This window comes from Microbacterium psychrotolerans (assembly GCF_031085295.1).
Taxonomy (GTDB): Bacteria; Actinomycetota; Actinomycetes; order Actinomycetales; family Microbacteriaceae; genus Microbacterium; species Microbacterium psychrotolerans.
Window position 1 is genome coordinate 503534 of record NZ_JAVFWO010000003.1, and the last position, 18694, is coordinate 522227.

Consider the following 18694-nt stretch of genomic DNA (forward strand, 5'->3'; position numbering starts at 1 on the left):
ATGGCGCACGGCCGGTACAGGACCGCGGTCGTCGCCATCGTCGCGTCTGCGCTCGTGCTTTCGCAGCTGACCTGGGCTTCTCCTGCGGTCGCCGCCCCGATCGAACCCGCAATGAACGTGGTCGCGCCCCTCGAGGCCCCGCGTTTCATCGGCCCCGTCGACCTCGGCGAGGAGCCGGCTCCCCAACTCGCGCCGGTCGAGCAGGTGCTCCCGGCCGCTCCCTCCGCCCCGGTGACCGTGACGCCGCCGCGCACCCGGACGACGATCGCCGTCGTCGTCGTGCCCCCGGCCACCCCGGCCGCGCCGGCATCCCCGTTCGGACCCAACTGCCAGCAGGTGTCGACCGGTTCGACCCCGCAGGCCGGCGGCGGCACGACGAACTCGTCCACGACGAGCACCAGCTCGACGAGCCTCACGTGCGGTCCCGGCACCGTGAACCCCGGCACGATCGGAAGCGGCCCGGCGACCCCGCCGACGCCGACGATCCCGGGTCTTCCGACGCCGCCCGAGCCGCCGGATCCGCCCGAGCCGCCGACGCCGCCGATCCCGACCCCCACGCCGACGCCGACGCCGGCGCCCACGCCGAGCCCGGAGCCGACGCCCGACCCGACGCCGACGCAGAACCAGCCCGAGGCGGCCGGCGGTGCGATATACGGCGCGCCCGCGATGCTGGCGGTGCGCCCGTTCGATGCGACCGCATCGGAGGCCGAGACCACGACCGCGGAGGCACCGGCCGATGACGCCGGCGCCGGTGCGACCGGCGACAGCAGCACATCGAGCACCGACGCCGCCCCGCAACCCGCCGAGCAGCCGGCCGGACCGGCGGCCACAGAGCAGCCCGCGGCGCCCGAGACCGAGTCGTCGACGCCGGCCGAGCAGCCTGCGACCGCGCCGGTCGTCGACGAGACCGCGACGGAGCACACGCCGACGGAGTCCGACCCGGCCGCGACACCGGCCGACCCGGCCGACTCGGCCGAACCGATTGCGGAGCAGCCGGGCCCGTGGCAGCTGACGGCGGCGGGCGACGTGTCGGTCTCGCTCGACGGCACCGACCTGGTGATCGTCGCCGACGGCGTGACCACCCGGCGGGCTGCGGCATCCGTCACCACCCTCACGATCTCAGCGGGCGGCCGTGTCAGCCTCCCGGCCTCGCTCGGCATCGCCGTCACCGTCACCTCGGCATCTGCCCTCGCCGTCAGCGGAGCCGGCGTCATCTGGAACAGCGACGGGTCCGGCAGCGGATCCGTCGGCGCGACGGCCTTCTCGGGCGTCGGCCAGCTGGTCGCCGTCGGCGGCGGTCACGTGCTGCGCGGTCCCGCAGCCGACACGACGTGGCAGATCGACGGGGAGCGTACGGGCAGCGTCGCCGGCCAGCGCTTCTCGGGCTTCGACGTGCTCCAGGGGGCGGCAGGCAATCGAGACGACTTCGTCGTCGCTCCGGGCGGACGCATCGGCCGAGTCGACGGCGGTGCCGGCGGCTACGACGTGCTGCGGTTCAGCGGGGCGCACGGCGCCGTGACCTCGCGCCCGAGCGGCTCGCAGTCCGGCACGCTGATCGTCGGCGGCACCACCCTCGCCTACGACGGCCTCGAGCCCATCGGACCCGCCGACGTCACCGACTTCGATTTCGCCGACGCGACCGACGACGACACCATCGAGGTGGCGCCCGATGCCGTCAACATCGGCTACATCCTGGTGCGCAGCCTCGCCAACGCGTTCGAGTCCCACTCGGTCCGCCCGCTGGACTCGTTCGTCCTCAAGAGCACCGGCAAGGGCGCGACGATCCGCATCGTCGGAACCCTGACGTTCCACGGCGTGACCTTCCGCTTCGAGGCGACGCGCGTCGTGGTCGGCCCGGGCGGCGTTCTCGACGCCGGCGCCGCCGACGTCACCCTGGCCGCGACCGCCACCACGACCGACGACACGCCCGCGATCGCCGAGGTCATCCTGACCGACGCGATCGTGCGCGGCGGCAACGTCGAGGCGACCGCCACCGCGGTCAACACCGCCGACCCGGGAGCCACCGTCGGACTCGCCGTCGGCGAGAGCGTCGCGTCGGCGCTCGTGCAACTGGCGGGCAGCTCGCGCATCGAGGCGCAGGGCACGGTGTCGCTGGCGAGCTCGTCGACCGCGACGCTGGTCACCACCTCGACGGGAACCGGAGCGGATGCCGCGGTCGATGCCGCGGTCGCCCACGCGACCATCGACAACTCGGCGGTGGCCGAGATCACCGACACCGCCTCGGTGCAGGCGGCGGGAGCAGTGAGCATCTCGGCGACCACCGTCACGACCGCGACGACCACCGCCGACGCCACCGCCGCCACCGCGGGGGCTGCCATCGCGACGACGACGGCGAAGACCCGGACGGCGGCCATCATCGACAGCACGTCGCCCGCGGGCATCGTCGCCGGTGGGGCCCTCACGGTCATGGCCGACTCGACCCACACTCTCCTCACGAAGGCGACGGCGAGCCCCGGCGGATCGACGGCGAACGGCACATCGCCGGGCGCCACCACCGCGACGGCGTCCCAGCCGGGCGGCTTCGCCTCGGCGCCGGGCGGCGCGATCGGCGTGGCCGGCGCGCTGGCCTTCTCGGACCTCGATCAGGAGACCGTCGCCTCGGTCGGCAGCGCCTCGCCCCTTGCGGTGACGGCGGGTGGCAGGGGCGTCGCCGTCTCCGCGGTCTCGTCCGGCTCGGCCGTGACCGAGGCCGACGGCTCGGCGGTCGGCGGATCAGCCGCGGGCGTCGGCGTCGGCGTCGCGGTCAACCTCGCGAACGCCCGCACCGAGGCCCGCATCGGCAACGTCGCGTTCACCGCGACGGGGGTCACCGCATCCGCCACCGCCGCGCCGCGCACCGCTGCCGGCGTGAACGAGTACCGTGCGCAGTCCGTGTCGGGCGCCGGCGGCGCGTCGATGGTCGGCGCTGCCGGTGCGCTCGCCGTCAACATCGCGAGCTTCCTCACCCGTGCGGCGATCCTGAGCGGCGTCACGGTGACCGCACCCGGAGCCGACCTGGCGTTCGCCGCGACCGGCGACAACGACACCATCGCCCGTGCGCTGCCCGGAACCCTCGCCGGTGCGACGACCGGCATCGGTGCCAGCATCGCTCTCAACATCGCCAACGATCGGGCGATCGCCGAGGTGGGCGACGGCGCGACCCTCACGGGCGCCGCCGACCTGAGCCTCTCCGCGCGATCCACGTCGCCGGCCACCGCCGAGGCGCAGGGCGGGGTGGCGTCGGAGGCGGCGATCTCGACGGTCATGGCCGTCAACATCTCGAACGTCACCACGCTGGCGCGGCTCGGCACCGGATCCCCGCTCACGCTGACCGGAACCTACACGTCGACCGCCAACCAGATCGCTCCCGTCGTCACGACCGCCACCGGCAACGTCAGCGCCGAGGACGGGGCCGCCGTCTCGGCGGTGATCGCACTGACCTTCGCCGACCACGCGGTGCGCTCCGAACTCGCCCGCGACCTGACGGCGGCGGCGATCACGCTGAACGCCACCGGCATGGCGTCGTCCGCGACGACCGCGTCCGCGTCGGCGACCGGCGCTCCCGCCGACGGCTCGCCGGCCGCCCAGACTCCGGCCGCCCAGGCGACCGACGCCCGCACCTGGGCCGACGGCGTCGCGCCCGCAGCCGGCGCCGCCGGCGACGGGACCGGCGGCAGCGGCTCGACGCCGATCCCGACGCCGAGCACCCCGCAGGGCGAGGTGACGGTCACCGCCGCGTTCGCGCTCACCATCCACCAGCTGAACGCCGACGTGTCGGTGTCGGGCATCGCGCTCGTCGCGCCGACGGTGCGGCTCGAGGCGCTCGGCAACCTGTCGGCCTCGTCGACCGCGACCGGCTCGCCCGCGACGCGCGGACCCCCGAGCGGCGCCACGATCGCAGCGGCCGTCGCGATCACCCTGGCGGATGTCACCGTCCGCGCCGAGGTCGGCCCCTCCACCAGCATCACCGCAGACACACTCCAGCTCATCGCGGGCATCGCCCCGCAGAACGCGGCAGGCGCATCCGACGCCTCGCACCGCTTCACCACCACCGCCACCGCCGGGCAGGGATCCGGGGGCGACCTCGGGGTCGCCGGATCCGTCGCCATCTCCGTCGTCGTCCTCACGACATCCGCAGGACTGGCCACCGGCTCGGCCGTGACTCTCGCCGGCGCCGATCGATCGCTCACGATCTCGGCCTCGTCGGCCGGGCAGACCACGACGCGCGCACTGCTCGCCGATGCCGGAGCGGGCACGCCGACCACGGGCATCGGTGCGTCGTTCGCCCTCACCAGCGTCGACCACCACACCCGATCCGCCATCGGTGACGGTGCGACCGTCACCGGCGCGGACGACGTGAACGTGACGGCGAGCACGGCGGATGCCGCATCGGCCGTCGCACAGGGGTCGGCGCGCGGAGCGGACACCGCGGTCGCACCGTTCGTCGCGGTCACCCTCTCGACGGTGTCGACCACAGCGGGCATCGGCGCAGGCAGCGCGATCGTGCTGACCGGCGCGCTGCTGGTCAGCGCCGCGCAGCGCGCGACCGCATCGACCGAGGCGCGCGCCGCGACCGGGACGTCGGCGGGCACGGCTGTCGGTCTCGGACTGGCGATCACCGTGTCCACCCACACGGTGCGCGCGACGCTCGGACGCGCGGCGACGGCCGCCGGAGCGGTCACGCTCGGCGCCGGCTCGGTCTCGTCCTCGTCCTCGACCGCCGCGGCATCGGCGGCCGGTGCACCCGAGAACCCGGCGGACTCGGGGGATGCCTCGAACCCCGGCGGCGCCGCGGGCGGCGGCGTGGACGCGGCCGTCGGTGGGGCGCGCGACCACGCCGACGACATCGCGACCGCCGCGGGCGGCTCGGGTGCGGGCACCGCGGCCGCTCCGAGCGCCGCCACCTCGCAGGGCCAGATCAACGCCGCCGCCGCTGTGGCCGTGACCATCGTCACGGCGTCGGTCGAGGCATCCGTCCTGCCGGGCGCCGCCCTCACGGCAGGCGGGGCCGTCACGATCACCGTGGGCGAGAACACGGATGCCGCCTCCGACGCGAACGGCTCGGCGTCGCAGGGGAGTGACGCGACGATCGGCGCGGCCGTCGCCCTCACCCTGTCGACGCTCACGCACCGCGCCACCATCGCGGCCGGCGCGAGCGTGACCGCACCGTCGACGACGGTGCGGTCCGCGACGGTGGCCGACGGTCCCGATACCACCTCGACGACCAGCGCGCGCTCGGTCGCCGGAGCGGGGGACGGCAAGGTCTCGGTGGCCGGCAGCCTGGCGCTGGCGATCGTGGATCGCGCGACGATCGCCACCGTCGACGGATCGGCCGGCGGCGGCGCGGTGACCATCGCGTCCGAGGCGGACGCCACCACGACCGTCGCAGCCCTTCCCGCGGGGCAGGGGGTCACGGACGCGGGCGACCTCGGCCTCGGCGCGTCCGTCGCGCTCGCGCTCGTCACGGTCGCGGTGATCGCGGGCGTCGGCGACGGCGCGGCACTGCCCGGGCTGACTGCGCTCACCATCCTGGCGAACTCCGCGAGCACATCGACGACGGAGGCGCGCATGGGGGCGTCCGGCGGCGGTGTCGCCGTGGTGCCCGCGGTCGCCGTGACGCTCTCGGACGTGTCGACCCTCGCCCGGATCGGCTCGGGGACGCTCGTCACGGCGAGCGGCGCGGTGCAGGCCGCAGCCGTCCAGAAGGCGACGGCCGGCTCGACCGCGGGAGCGATCATCGTGGGCGCGGGCGATGCCGGCATCGGCGCGGCCGTCGCGCTGACGTTCGCGAACCACTCGACGCGCACCGCGCTCGCACGGAGCCTCACCGCCCAGCAGGTCGATCTGCTGGCCCACGCCGCGTCCGACGCGACGGCGCACGCCACCGCCTCGACGGCCGGCGCGCCCGAGAACGGCGCCGACTCGGGCGACGCGTCGAACCCGGGCGGCGCCGGCGGCGGCGGGGTGGATGCCGCGGTCAGCGCCGAGCGCGACAACGCCGACGCCGTCTCGACCGCTCACGGAGGCGCCGGCACCGGTGGCGCCGCCGCACCGAGCGCCGAGACGTCGCAGGGCGGAGTGAACGCCGCCGCCGCCGTCGCGCTCGTCGTCGCGACGATCGGAGCCGGGGTCGATCTCGCGTCGGGCATCACCGTGACGGCCGTTCAGCTCTTGCGACTGGACACCGCCACCGACACCGATGTGACCGTCCGCGCCGACGGCTCGGCCTCGCAGGGCGCCGATGCCACGATCGGCGCGGCTGTCGCGCTCGCACTCGTCGACGTGGACGCGACCGCGGTCGTGCCCGCCGGCGTGACGATCGTCGCCGGGCAGCTCACCCTCGCCGCGCGCGCCCTCGCAGAGCCGGGCGACCCGGTGTCGCGCCTCTCGGTGGAGTCGGTGGCGGGCGCCGGCGGCGGCAAGGTCTCGGTGGCCGGCTCAGTGGCGATCCTCCTCGCCACGCACGATGTGCGCGCCGCGCTCGAAGGCGCGGCGACGGTGGGCGGTGCCACCGCGATCAGCGCCGCCGGCAGCCTGGCGGCCTCGGTGAAGGCGCTGCCTGCCGGCCAGGGAGTGACGGAAGCCGGCGACCTGGGCCTCGGGGCATCGTTCGCGCTCGCCGCCGTCACCGCCACGACGCACGCCGAGGTCGCCGACGATGCGATCCTCACCGGAGCCACCGATCTCACCGTCATGGCGGTGGGCGACCTCGAGGTGCGCAGCGAAGCACGGATGGGCGCCGCAGGAGGGAAGGTCGCGCTGGCGCCCGCCGTCGCCGTCACGATGGCGACGCCGACCACCGTCGCCCGCATCGGCACCGGCACGGCGATGACCGTGACCGGAGCGCTCTCGCTCTTCGCATCGCAGCGCTCCGTCGCCGCGGCGACCGCCGGCGCGATCGTCCTCGGTGCGGGCACCGCCGGCGTCGGCGTCTCGCTCGCACTGGTGATCGCCGGGGTCACCGGCTCGGTGATGCTCGCCCGCAGCGTGACGGCGGCCAGCGTCGTCCTCGAGACGCGGATGCTCTCGACGACGAGCTCGACGGCCACCGCCTCCGCGAGCGGTGCGCCCGAGAACGGCGCCGACTCGCCCGACCCGGGCAACCCGGGCGGCGCGGCGGGCTCGGGCGTCGACGACGCGGTGGCCGCCGAACGCGCCCACGCCGGCGCCACCTCGACCGCCCACGGCGGCGCGGGCACGGGTGCCGCAGCGACACCGAGTGCCGCCTCCTCGCAGGGCGGCGTCAACGCGGCGGCCGCCATCGCGGTCACGCTCGCGACGATCGCCAACAGCGTCCTGCTGAGCCCCGGAGTGGTCGTCTCGTCGCCCGGCGCCGTGACGCTCCTCGCCCGCGCCGACACCGACGCCTCGTCGTCCGCGGACGGCTCGGCGTCGCAGGGCGCCGATGCGACGATCGGCGCCGCCGTGGCCATCACGCTCGCCACGGTCCACAACCTCGCCGACCTCGGCGCAGGCGCCGCTGTCTCGGCCGCGAGCCTGCAGGTGCGCGCGGACGCATCGGCGCCCGGCGGCGACGGCATCTCGACCTATGACTCACGGTCGGTGGCCGGTGCCGGCGGCGGCAAGGTGTCGGTCGCCGGCGCGCTCGCCTTGGCCCTGGTCACCCACACCACCCGCGCGGCCATCGCCGGTTCGGCGACCCTGGCGGCCGGCGACGCCACCGTGGTCGCCGGCAGCCGCACCGCGACCACGGCGGCGGCCCTGCCGGCGGGGATCGGCGTGACCGACGCCGGCGACCTGGGCGTCGGCGCATCAGTGGCCCTCGCGCTCGTGACGCAGTCGACGCTCGCCGAGCTGTCGGACGGCGCGATGCTGTCTGGTGCGCGTGATCTCACCGTCTCCGCCGATGGCCGGAGCGACGCCGGCACCGAGGCGCGCATGGGCGCGCGCGGCGGCGACGTCGCCCTGGCACCCTCGGTCGCCGTCACGCTGTCCACGGCGACGACGACCGCTCGGCTGGGAACCGGCGGGCCGCTCGCCCTCACCGGTTCGCTCAGCGCGACGGCGACGCAGCGGGCGACGTCGACCGCGCTCGCCTCGTCGCAGGTGCTGTCCGCCGGCGACGCCGGCATCGGGCTCTCGCTCGCTCTCGCCATCTCGCAGCACACGGTGACCGCGGTGCTCGCACGCAGCGCGTCGGCATCCGTCGCCGCGCAGCTGCAGGCCACGAGCGTCTCCACATCGACCTCCACCGCGTCGGCGTCCGCCGCGGGTGCCCCCGAGAACTCCAGCGGCGGCGGAGCCGGCAACGGCGTCGACCAGGCCGTCGCGGCCGAACGGGATCACGCCTCGACCACATCCGCCGCGAACGGCGGGGCCGGCGCCGGCAGCACGACGGCGCCGAACGCGTCGTCGTCGCAGGGCGGTGTGAACGCCGCCGCAGCCGTCGCGGTCACGCTCGCCGATGTCCGCGCGGAGTCCGTGCTGGCGGCCGGCGTGGCGCTGACCTCGGGAGGCACGGTCAGTCTTCTCACCGGCACCAACACCGATGCCTCGTCGTCGGCCGACGGTTCCGCATCGCAGGGCGCCGACGCCACGATCGGCGCGGCCGTCGCGCTCACCCTGGCCGACGTCGTCAACCGCGCCGTCGTCCCCGTCGACGCCACGGTCGCCGCCCGGGCGCTCACCACCACGGCGACGGCCGTGACGGACGGCGACGACGTGTCGACGTTCGGCGCACGCTCGGTCGCCGGTGCCGGCGGGGGCAGCGTCTCGGTCGCCGGCTCGTTCGCGCTGGCCGTCGTCAATCACACCGTGCACGCCGGAGTCGAAGGCACCGCGGCTCTCACCGGCGGCGCGCTGACCGCGAACGCCGTCGAGCGCACCGCGACCACCGTCGCCGCGCTGCCGGCCGGGGCGGGCGTGACGGATGCCGGAGACCTCGGGTTCGGGGCCTCCGTGGCGCTCGCGATCGTCACGTCGCGCACGGTCGCCGAGATCGCGGACGGGGCGACGGTCACCGGCGCCGGCTCTGCGACGCTGCTCGCCTCGGGGCGCAGCACCACGTCGGCCGAGGCCCGCATGGGCGCTGCGGGGGGCGACGTCGCGCTGTCTCCCGCCGTCGCCGTGGCGCTCTCGACGGTGGTGTCGACGGCGCGCATCGGCACCGGTGCGCTCGTCACGGTCGGCGGCACCGTCGACCTCGACGCGGTGGTCGAGGCCGCCGTGACAGCGACCGCCTCGTCCTCGGCGCTGGGCGCCTCGGACGCGGCCGTCGGGCTCGGTGTGGCGCTGGCGATCGCGAACCACTCGTCGCTCAGCGAGCTCGCCCGGAGCGTCACCGCCGCCGGTGCGGTGACACTGGCGACATTCCTCACCTCGACGTCGACGTCCACCGCGACCGCCTCGGCGGCCGGCGCTCCCGAGAACCCGGCGGACTCCGGCGACGCCGGCAACCCCGGCGGCGCGGCCGGGACCGGCGTCGATCAGGCGGTCGCCGCCGAGCGCGCCCACGCCGACGGGGTCGCCACCGCGAACGGCGGGTCGGCCAGCGGTGCCGCCACCACGCCGCAGGCGGAGTCGTCGCAGGGCGGCGTGAACGCAGCGGCGGCCGTCGCGGTCACGCTCGCCACCGCACGCGCGGAGTCGCGCCTCGCGGCGGGGACGACGGTCACCTCGACCGGGCTGGTCTCGCTCGCCTCGCTCGCGAACGTCGACGCCACCTCGGCGGCCGACGGCTCTGCCTCGCAGGGCGCCGACGCGACCATCGGCGCCGCGGTGGCGCTCACTCTCGCCGACGTCGTGAACCGTGCGATCGTGCCGGCCGGTGCGTCGGTGGCAGCCCATGATCTGACCCTGCAGACGGGCGTCCAGCCCTCGGGTGCCGACACGGTGTCGGCGTTCGGCGCCCGGTCGGTCGCCGGCGCCGGTGGTGGAAAGGTCTCGGTCGCGGGCTCGTTCGCGCTGGCGGTCGTGACGCACACGACACTCTCCGCGCTCGACGGCGCCGCCGTGCTGACGGGCGGCGACGCCACGGTGAGCGCGGCGAGCGCCGTGACCTCGACGGTGACGGCCCTGCCGGCCGGCGCGGGCGTCACGGATGCGGGCGATCTCGGTGTCGGGGCATCCGTCGCAATGAACCTCATCACCGACCGCACCACCGCGCAGGTGTCCTCCGGCGCGACCGTCACGGGTGCGCGCGACCTCACCCTCGCGTCCACCGCCGACTCGGGTGCCCTGACCGAGGCGCGCATGGGCGCCGCCGGCGGCGACGTCGCGCTGTCGCCGGCCGTCGCGGTGACCCTGTCGACCGTCACGACCGCCGTCGTGCTCGGCGCCGGGGCGCCGATCGGCCTGTCGCGGAGCCTCTCGGCCACCGCCGCCCAGAAGGCCCGCGCGGCGACCACGGCATCGGCCGCCGTGCTCGGCGTCGGCGATGCGGGCATCGGAGTCGGCCTCGCGCTGACGATCAGCGGCCACACCGTCACCGCGCTCCTCGCCCGCAACGTCACGGCCGCCGTCGATGCGAGCCTGCGGGCGTTCGGCGTGTCGTCTTCGTCGTCGACGGCCTCCGCGTCAGCCGCGGGAGCACCCGAGAACTCCGGCGGCGGGGGAGGTGCCGGCTCAGGCGTCGACCAGGCCGTCGAAGCCGAGCGCTCCCACGCGTCGTCGACGTCCGCCGCGAACGGCGGTGCGGCCGCCGCAGGCTCCTCGGCTCCCGCCGCGGAGTCGTCGCAGGGCGGAGTGAACGCCGCGGCGGCGGTCGCGGTGGCCCTCGCGACGGTCACCGCGGAGACGTCCATCGCCTCCGGCGTGTTGCTCACGGCCGGTGGGACGGCGATGCTCGCCTCGAGCGCGAACACGGATGCCGCGTCGGCTGCCGACGGCTCGGCCTCGCAGGGAGCCGACGCCACCATCGGCGCGGCCGTCGCGATCACGCTCGCGAACATCGTCAACCGCGCCGCGGTTCCCGCCGGCGTCATGGTCACCGCACGGAACCTCATCGTGTCGGCGACCGTCACGACGGACGGCGCCGATCAGACCTCGACCGTGTCGGCGCAGTCGGTCGCCGGAGCCGGCGGCGGCGACGTCTCGGTAGCAGGATCGTTCGCGCTCGCCGTCGTGAACCACTCCACGCGCGCCGGGCTGGACGGCACGGTGGCGCTCACCGGCGGCGACGCGGCTCTGACCGCGGCGAGCGCCGTGTCGAGCACCGTGAAGGCGCTCCCGGCGGGAGCCGGAGTCACCGACGCGGGAGACGTCGGCTTCGGGGCATCCGTCGCTCTCGACCTCGTCACCGACACGTCGCTCGCAGAGGTCGCCGACGGGGCGACCCTCACCGGCGCGCGGCACCTGACGCTGGGCGCCACCGCCGCCGACACGGCCGTCACCGAGGCGCGCATGGGCGCTGCCGGAGGAGATGTGGCGCTGTCGCCGGCGGTCGCGGTGACGCTCTCGAACGTCACCGCCTCGGCGCGCATCGGCACCGGCGGGCTGCTGTCGCTGAGCGGCTCGCTCACGGCCACCGCCACGCAGAAGGCCTCCGCTGCCACGACGGCCTCGGCCGCCGTACTGGGGGCCGCAGACGCTGGCGTCGGCGTCGGCCTCGCCCTGACGATCGCGAACCACTCGGCATTCGCGGAGCTGCGCCGCAGCCTCACGGCGGGCGCCGACGTCGCGCTGAAGGCGTCGGGCGTCTCGTCGTCCGCCGCGAGCGCGGCGGCCTCGGCGGCGGGCGCCCCCGGCAACAGCGGCGGGGGCGGCGGCTCAGGCGCGGGCGTCGACCAGGCGATCGCGGCTGAGCGCACGCACGCCGACTCCACCTCGACCGCGAACGGCGGCCAGGGCGCCGGCACGGCCACCGCTCCGAAGGCCGAATCCTCGCAGGGCGGCGTGAACGTCGCCGCAGCAGTGGCGATCACGCTCGCCACAGTGCGTGCAGCGACCGTCGTGGGTCCGGCGATCGCCGTCACCGCCGGCGGTACCGCGATGTTCGCGAGCGCGGCGAACACCGACGCCGCATCGTCTGCGAACGGCTCGGCCTCGCAGGGCGCCGACGCGACCATCGGTGCGGCGGTCGCCATCACGCTCGCCGACGTGAGCAACCGCGCGGACGTGCCGAGCGGCGTGACCGTCACCGCCCGCGATCTGATCGTCTCGTCCACGGTCGCGGTCGACGGCGCCGACCAGACGTCGACGATCTCCGCGCAGTCCGTCTCGGGCGCCGGCGGCGGCGATGTCTCGGTCGCCGGGTCGTTCGCGCTCGCCGTGGTCACCCACCTCACGCGGGCGGCGATCGACGGCACCGTCGTGCTCACCGGCGGTGACGCGGCGATCACCGCGGCCGGCGCGGTGTCGAGCACGGTCAAGGCGCTGCCCGCCGGCGAGGGTGTGACGGCCGCCGGCGACTTCGGATTCGGGGCATCGGTCGCGCTGAACCTCATCACCGACGAGACCAGCGCCGAGGTCGCAGACGGCGGCACCTTGACCGGCGCGCATCACCTCACCCTGTCGGCGACAGCCACCGACACCGGCCTCACCGAGGCGCGGATGGGCGCGAAGGGCGGCGACGTCGCGCTCGCACCCGCGGTCGCGGTCACCCTGTCGAACGTCACGACGTCGACCCGCGTCGGCAGTGGAGCGCTGAACCTCACCGGCAGCCTCACGATGATCGCGACGCAGACGGCGTCGGCCACGTCGACGGCCACGTCGGCCGTGTCGGCCGCAGCGGATGCCGCGATCGGCGTCGCGCTCGCGCTCACGATCGCGAACCACACGGTGACAAGCTCGCTCGCGCGCAACGTGACGGCCGAAGCTGACGTCTCGCTGCGCGCGAGCGGTACCTCGACGTCGGCGTCGTCGGCGGCCGCGTCGGCCGCCGGCGCACCGGAGTCCGCGGGCGGCGGCGGAAGCTCGGGCTCGGGCGTCACCGACGCCGTCGAGGCCGAGCGAAGCCACGCCGGGGCTGCCTCGACCGCGAACGGGGGCGACGGCGCCGGGTCGGCCTCGACGCCCGCCCCCGAGTCGTCGCAGGGCGAGGTCAACGCCGCGGCCGGCGTGGCCATCACGCTTGCGACGGTGCGCGCCGAGACGATCGTCGAGCCGGGCGTCTCATCGGTCCAGGCCGGGGGAACAGCGGCGTTCGCGAGCTCGGCGAACACCGACGCCTCGTCGTCGGGGGACGGGTCGGCATCGCAGGGAACCGACGCGACGATCGGCGCGGCGGTCGCGATCACGCTCGCCGACGTCGTCAACCGTGCGACGGTCCCGGCCACCCTCACCATCACCGCTCACGACCTCATCGTGTCGGCTGCCGTCACCCCGAACGGTGCGGATCAGACGTCGACCTTCTCGGCGCAGTCGGTCGCCGGAGCGGGCGGCGGCGACGTCTCGGTCGCCGGCGCATTCGCGCTGGCCGTGGTCAACCACGCGACGCGCGCGGGCGTCGACGGCGCCGTCGTCCTCACCGGCGGCGACGCCGCGCTCACCGCCACCAGCGCAGTCTCGAGCACGGTCAAGGCCCTGCCGGCCGGCGAGGGCGTGACCGGGGCCGGCGACCTCGGGTTCGGGGCGTCCGTCGCGCTCAACCTCATCACCGACAAGACCACGGCCGACATCGCCGACGGCGTCAGCCTGACGGGTGCGCGTCATGTCACGCTCGCGGCGACGGCGACCGACGCCGCGGTGACCGAAGCGCGCATGGGCGCCGCAGGCGGAGACGTCGCCTTGGCGCCCGCGGTCGCGATCACACTGTCGAACGTCACCACGTCGACGCGCATCGGCACCGGCACGCTCAGCATCGGCGGCAGCCTGACGATGTCGGCGACCCAGACGGCTGCGGCGGCGACGACGTCCTCATCGTCGGTGTTGGGAGCATCGGATGCCGCGATCGGCGTCTCGCTCGCGCTCACCGTCGCCAACCACTTCGTGACCAGCGCGCTCGGACGCGGCGTCACGGCGGGCGCCGACGTGTCGCTGAGGGCGTCGAGCGTCTCGGCGTCGTCGGCGACCGCCGCGGCCTCCGCCGCGGGCGCGCCCGAGAACGACGCGGACTCCGGCGACCCGGCCAACCCCGGCGGGGCGTCGGGAACCGGCGTCAACGAGCTCGCCGCGAGCGAGCGTGCGCACGCCGACTCGGTCGCGACGGCCAACGGCGGCGACGACTCCGGCGACCAGGCCGCTCCCGAGGCCGAATCGAGCGACGGGCCGGTCAACGTCGCGGCGGCGATCGCCATCACGCTGTCGACGGTGCGGGCGCGCACGATCATCGAACCGGCGGTGACCGCGGTCACGGCGGCGGGCACCGTCGCCCTCGCGACGAGCGCCAACACCGACGCGGCGTCTTCCGCCGACGGGTCGGCGGCCGGCGACGGCGACGCGACGATCGGCGCGGCGGTCGCCCTCACGCTCGCCGACGTGGCGAACGCGGCCGACGTGCCCGCCACTCTCACGCTGCGCGCGCACGACCTCATCGTGAGCGCCACCGTCACGGCGGCCGGTGCCGACACCACCGCGACGATGGGCGCCCAGGCCGTCTCGGGCGCCGGCGGCGGCAAGATCTCGGTCGCCGGCTCGTTCGCGCTCGCGGTGGTCAACCACACCACCCGCGCCGGCATCGACGGCACGGTCATCCTCACCGGCGGCGATGCCGCCCTCACCGCGACCAGCTCGGTGTCGAGCACGGTGAAAGCGCTGCCGCACGACGACGGCGTCGTCGCCACCGGCGACGCCGGCATCGGCGCATCCGTCGCACTCAACCTCGTCACCGACCGCACGAGTGCCGAGATCTCCGACGGCGTCGGCCTCACCGGCGCACGCAACGTCACGGCCACGGCCACGGCGACCGACGTCGCCGTCACCGAAGCACGCATGGGTGCGAAGGGCGGTGATGTCGCGCTCGCGCCGGCAGTCGCCGTGACCCTCTCGAACGTCACGACGTGGACCCGCATGGGCACCGGGATCCTGAGCGTCACGGGCAGCCTCACGATGGTGGCCACGCAGACCGCCCGGGCGGCCACGACGGCATCGTCGGCCGTGCTGGACGCCGCGGATGCCGCGATCGGCGTCGCGCTGGCCCTCACCATCGCCAACCACGGCGCCACCAGCGCCCTCGCGCGCAACGTCACCGCCGGCGCGGACGTCGTGCTGCGCGCAGCCGGCATCTCGGCGTCGAGCGCCCTCGCGGCGGCGTCGGCGGCCGGCGCGCCCGAGAACGAGGACTCCGGCGACCCGGGCAACCCGGGAGGCGGCTCGGGCACCGGCGTCGACCAGCTGGCGCAGCGCGAGCGGGACCACGCCGACGACGTCTCGACCGCCAACGGCGGCGAGGACTCCGGAACGACCGACAACCCGAGCGCCGAGACGAGCGAGGGACCCGTCAGCGTCGCGGCAGCCGTGGGCATCGCGGTCTCGACAGTCCGCGCCGAGACGGTCGTCGAGCCGACGGTGGGCTCGATCACCGCGGCGGGTGCCGTCGTGCTGGCGACGAGCGTCAACACCGACGCCCGCTCGGGAGGCGATGGATCGGCCGCCGGTGACGGCGACGCCACGATCGGCGCCGGCGTCGCGCTCACCTTCTCGACCACGACGAACCGGGCGACGGTTCCCGCGTACCTCACGGTGACGGCGCACGACATCACACTGTCGGCCACAGTCACGGCCGACGGCGCCGATGTCACCTCGACGTTCGGAGCCGCCGCCTCCTCGGGTGCGGCGGGCGGCAACGTGTCGGTCGCCGGCTCGGTCGCCATCGCCATCGTCACCACCGACACGCTCGCCGCGGTCCTCGGCACGTTGATCGTCACCGGCGGTGATGTCACCCTCCTGGCGCGGAGCGCCGTCGCCGGCACCGTCACCGCACTCCCGGTGGGCGACGGCGCGAGCGGCACCGGCGACGCCGGAGTCGGGGCATCCTTCGCGCTCACGCTCGACACGCACCGCACCACCGCGCTCATCGGAGATGACGTGTCGGTGACCGGGGCGCACGACCTGAGCCTGGCCGCGGAGGCCCGCGACGCCACGACGACCGAGGCCCGCATGGGCGCCAAAGGCGGCGGCGTCGCCATCGCGCCCGCCGTCGCCATCGTCCTCTCCAACGTCACGACCCTCGCGCGGATCGGCACCGGCGTGCTCGCGGCCGGCGGCGACGTGCTGATCCGCGCCACGCAGCACGCCTCGGCCGAGAACTCGGCGTCTGCCGCCGCCGTCGCGACCGATGACGCGGCGGTCGGCGTCGGCCTGGCACTCACCATCGCCAACCACACGGTGACGGCGATGCTCGGCCGCGACACCACGGCCGGCGGCGACTTGACGATGCAGGCATTCAGCTGGTCGCGCTCGAGCGCACTGGCGGCCGCCTCCGCGGCCGGGGCCCCGGAGAACGACGAGGACGCCGGCACCGGCGACCCCGCGACCGAGGGCGGTGCCGCCGGCACCGGCGTCGACGAGCAGGTCGGCGGCCAGCGCGACTACGCCGATGAGGTCGCCGGCGACTACGGCGTCGAGGGTTCGGGTGACACCCAGACGCCCAACGCCGAGACCAGCTCGGGTCCGGTCAACGTCGCCGCCGCGATCGGCATCGTCATCGCCACCGTCCGCGCCCGCTCGATCGTCGAGTCCCAGGTGTCGGCGGTCACGGCGACCGGCACGGCCACGCTCTCGTCGTCGCAGAACACCGATGCCGCCTCCGGCGGCGACGGCTCGGCGTCTCGCGGCGGCGACGCGGCGATCGGCGCCGGCGTCGCGATCACGTACGTCGACGTGGTGAACCGCTCGATCGTGCCGGCCGCCCTGACGCTCCGCGCGCACGCGCTCGCCGTGCTCGCCACGATCACGATGGACGGCGCCGACGACACCTCCACGATCCGCGCCGTGGCGTCCTCGGGCGCGGGCGGCGGCAAGGTGTCCGTGGCCGGATCGGTGGCGCTCGGCCTGGTGTGGTTCGACACCCTGGCCGCCGTCTCCGGCACCGTGATCCTCACCGGCGGCGACGCCACGCTCGGCGCGGGCAGCGAGATCGACACCACGGTCAAGGCGCTCGCCGCGGGCGAAGGCGTCGTGGCCACCGGCGACGCGGGGGTCGGGGCATCCTTCGCTCTCGCGCTCGTCACCAGCGACACGCACGCGCGTCTCGACGACGAGGTCTCGCTCACCGGCGCCGAGGATCTCACGGTCGCGGCCTCGTCGGTGAGCCGCACCACGACCGAGGCCAGCATGGGCGCCAAGGGCGGCGACATCACCGTCACACCGTCGATCGCGATCACCGTCTCGGACGTGAGCACCACCGCCGTCATCGGCTCGCTCGCCTCGGGGCCGATCGCGGTCACCGGCAACGTGCTCGTCTCGGCCATGCAGCACACCGCCGCGCACACGACGGCCGGCGCGGTGGCGACCGACGCCGGGGACGCCGCCGTGGGCGTCGCGATCGCGCTGAACTTCGCGTTCGACAGCGTCTTCGCGACGACGCGCCGCAGCATCACGTCGGGTGGCTGGATGGCGTTCTCGACGACGGGGTCCTCCCTCAACGGCGCGACCGCGACGGCTTCGGCGAGCGGCGCTCCCGGCGAGTCCAGCGGCGACGCCCCCTCGGGCGGCGTCGACGGCCAGGTGCAGGATCAGCGGGACTACGCGAACACCGCCAGCCTCGGCCAGGGCGGCGCGGGCGTCCAGAACAGCGAGAGCCCGTCGGCGTCGACGAGCGACGGCGGCGTGTCGGTCGCCGGCGCGGTCGCGCTCACGATCTCGGACGTCAGCTTCACCGCATGGCTGCCCGACACCCTGGTGCTGACGGCCGGCGGCCATGTCTGGCTCACCTCGTCGGCGCAGGTCGACGGCAAGGCCGAGGCGAGCGGCACCGCGCTGGCGCAGGACGACGCGGGCGTCGGTGCCGCAGTCGCGCTCAACCTCGTCTTCCTCGTCAACAACGCGTGGGTCGGCGACCACGCCGTCATCGCGGCCGATGGCTTCACCGCTGCGGCGCTCATGACGACGGTCGGCTCCGACACCACGCACGACTTCTCGGCGATCGCGAACGCAGGCGCCGGATCCGACGACGTGGGCGTTGCGGGCGCCGTCGCGCTGAACATCGTGTTCGACAGCACCGAGGCGTGGATCCCGTCCAGCGCCCGCGTCGACTTCGGCACCGGCGATGTGCTGGTCGCGGGCGAGAACCGCCGCACCGACACCGCCAAGGCGAAGGCCGATGCAACCGGCGGGGGCTCGAGCACCGGGGTCGGGGCATCCGTCGCGATCAACGTCATCTCCGACGACGTCACGCGCGCCGAGATCGAGGACGGCGCCGACGTCACCGGCGGCGCCAACGTCACCGTGCGCGCCGACCACACCGACGCCGTGCTCAACGAGGTGACCGCCGGTTCCGAGGGCGGCACCGCGGTCAGCCCCGCGGTCGGCATCAACGTCGTGCTCCCGGTGGTGCTGGCGCGCATCGGCACCCCCGGTCCGCGACCGTTCGTCGCGACCGGCACGGTGATGGTGCGGGCGACGCACTCCGGATCGGTGACGGTCGAGGGCGATGCGGACGCCGCCGGTGGCAGCGTCGCGATCGGCGCGATCATCGTCGTCAACGTGGTGGACATCGACGTGCGGGCGACGGTCGTCCGCGACATCACCGCCGGCGCACTCTGGCTCATCGCCGCGACCGAGCTGCACGCGAGCGCCTCCGCCAAGGCCAGCGCACGCGGCACGCTCGGCGGCTCCGAGAGCGGCGGCGATGCCG

The 18694-nt window shown here is 75.5% G+C and carries 1 protein-coding gene (only partly in view); it reads left to right on the forward strand.

The genetic code is table 11. The features are described from left to right. Window positions 1-18694, forward strand: the 5' portion of a protein-coding gene (locus Q9R08_RS11405; protein ID WP_308868134.1) for a hypothetical protein. The gene runs 13967 nt beyond the window's last position; only the first 18694 of its 32661 coding nucleotides appear in the window; the start codon lies at window positions 1-3; the stop codon falls past the right edge of the window.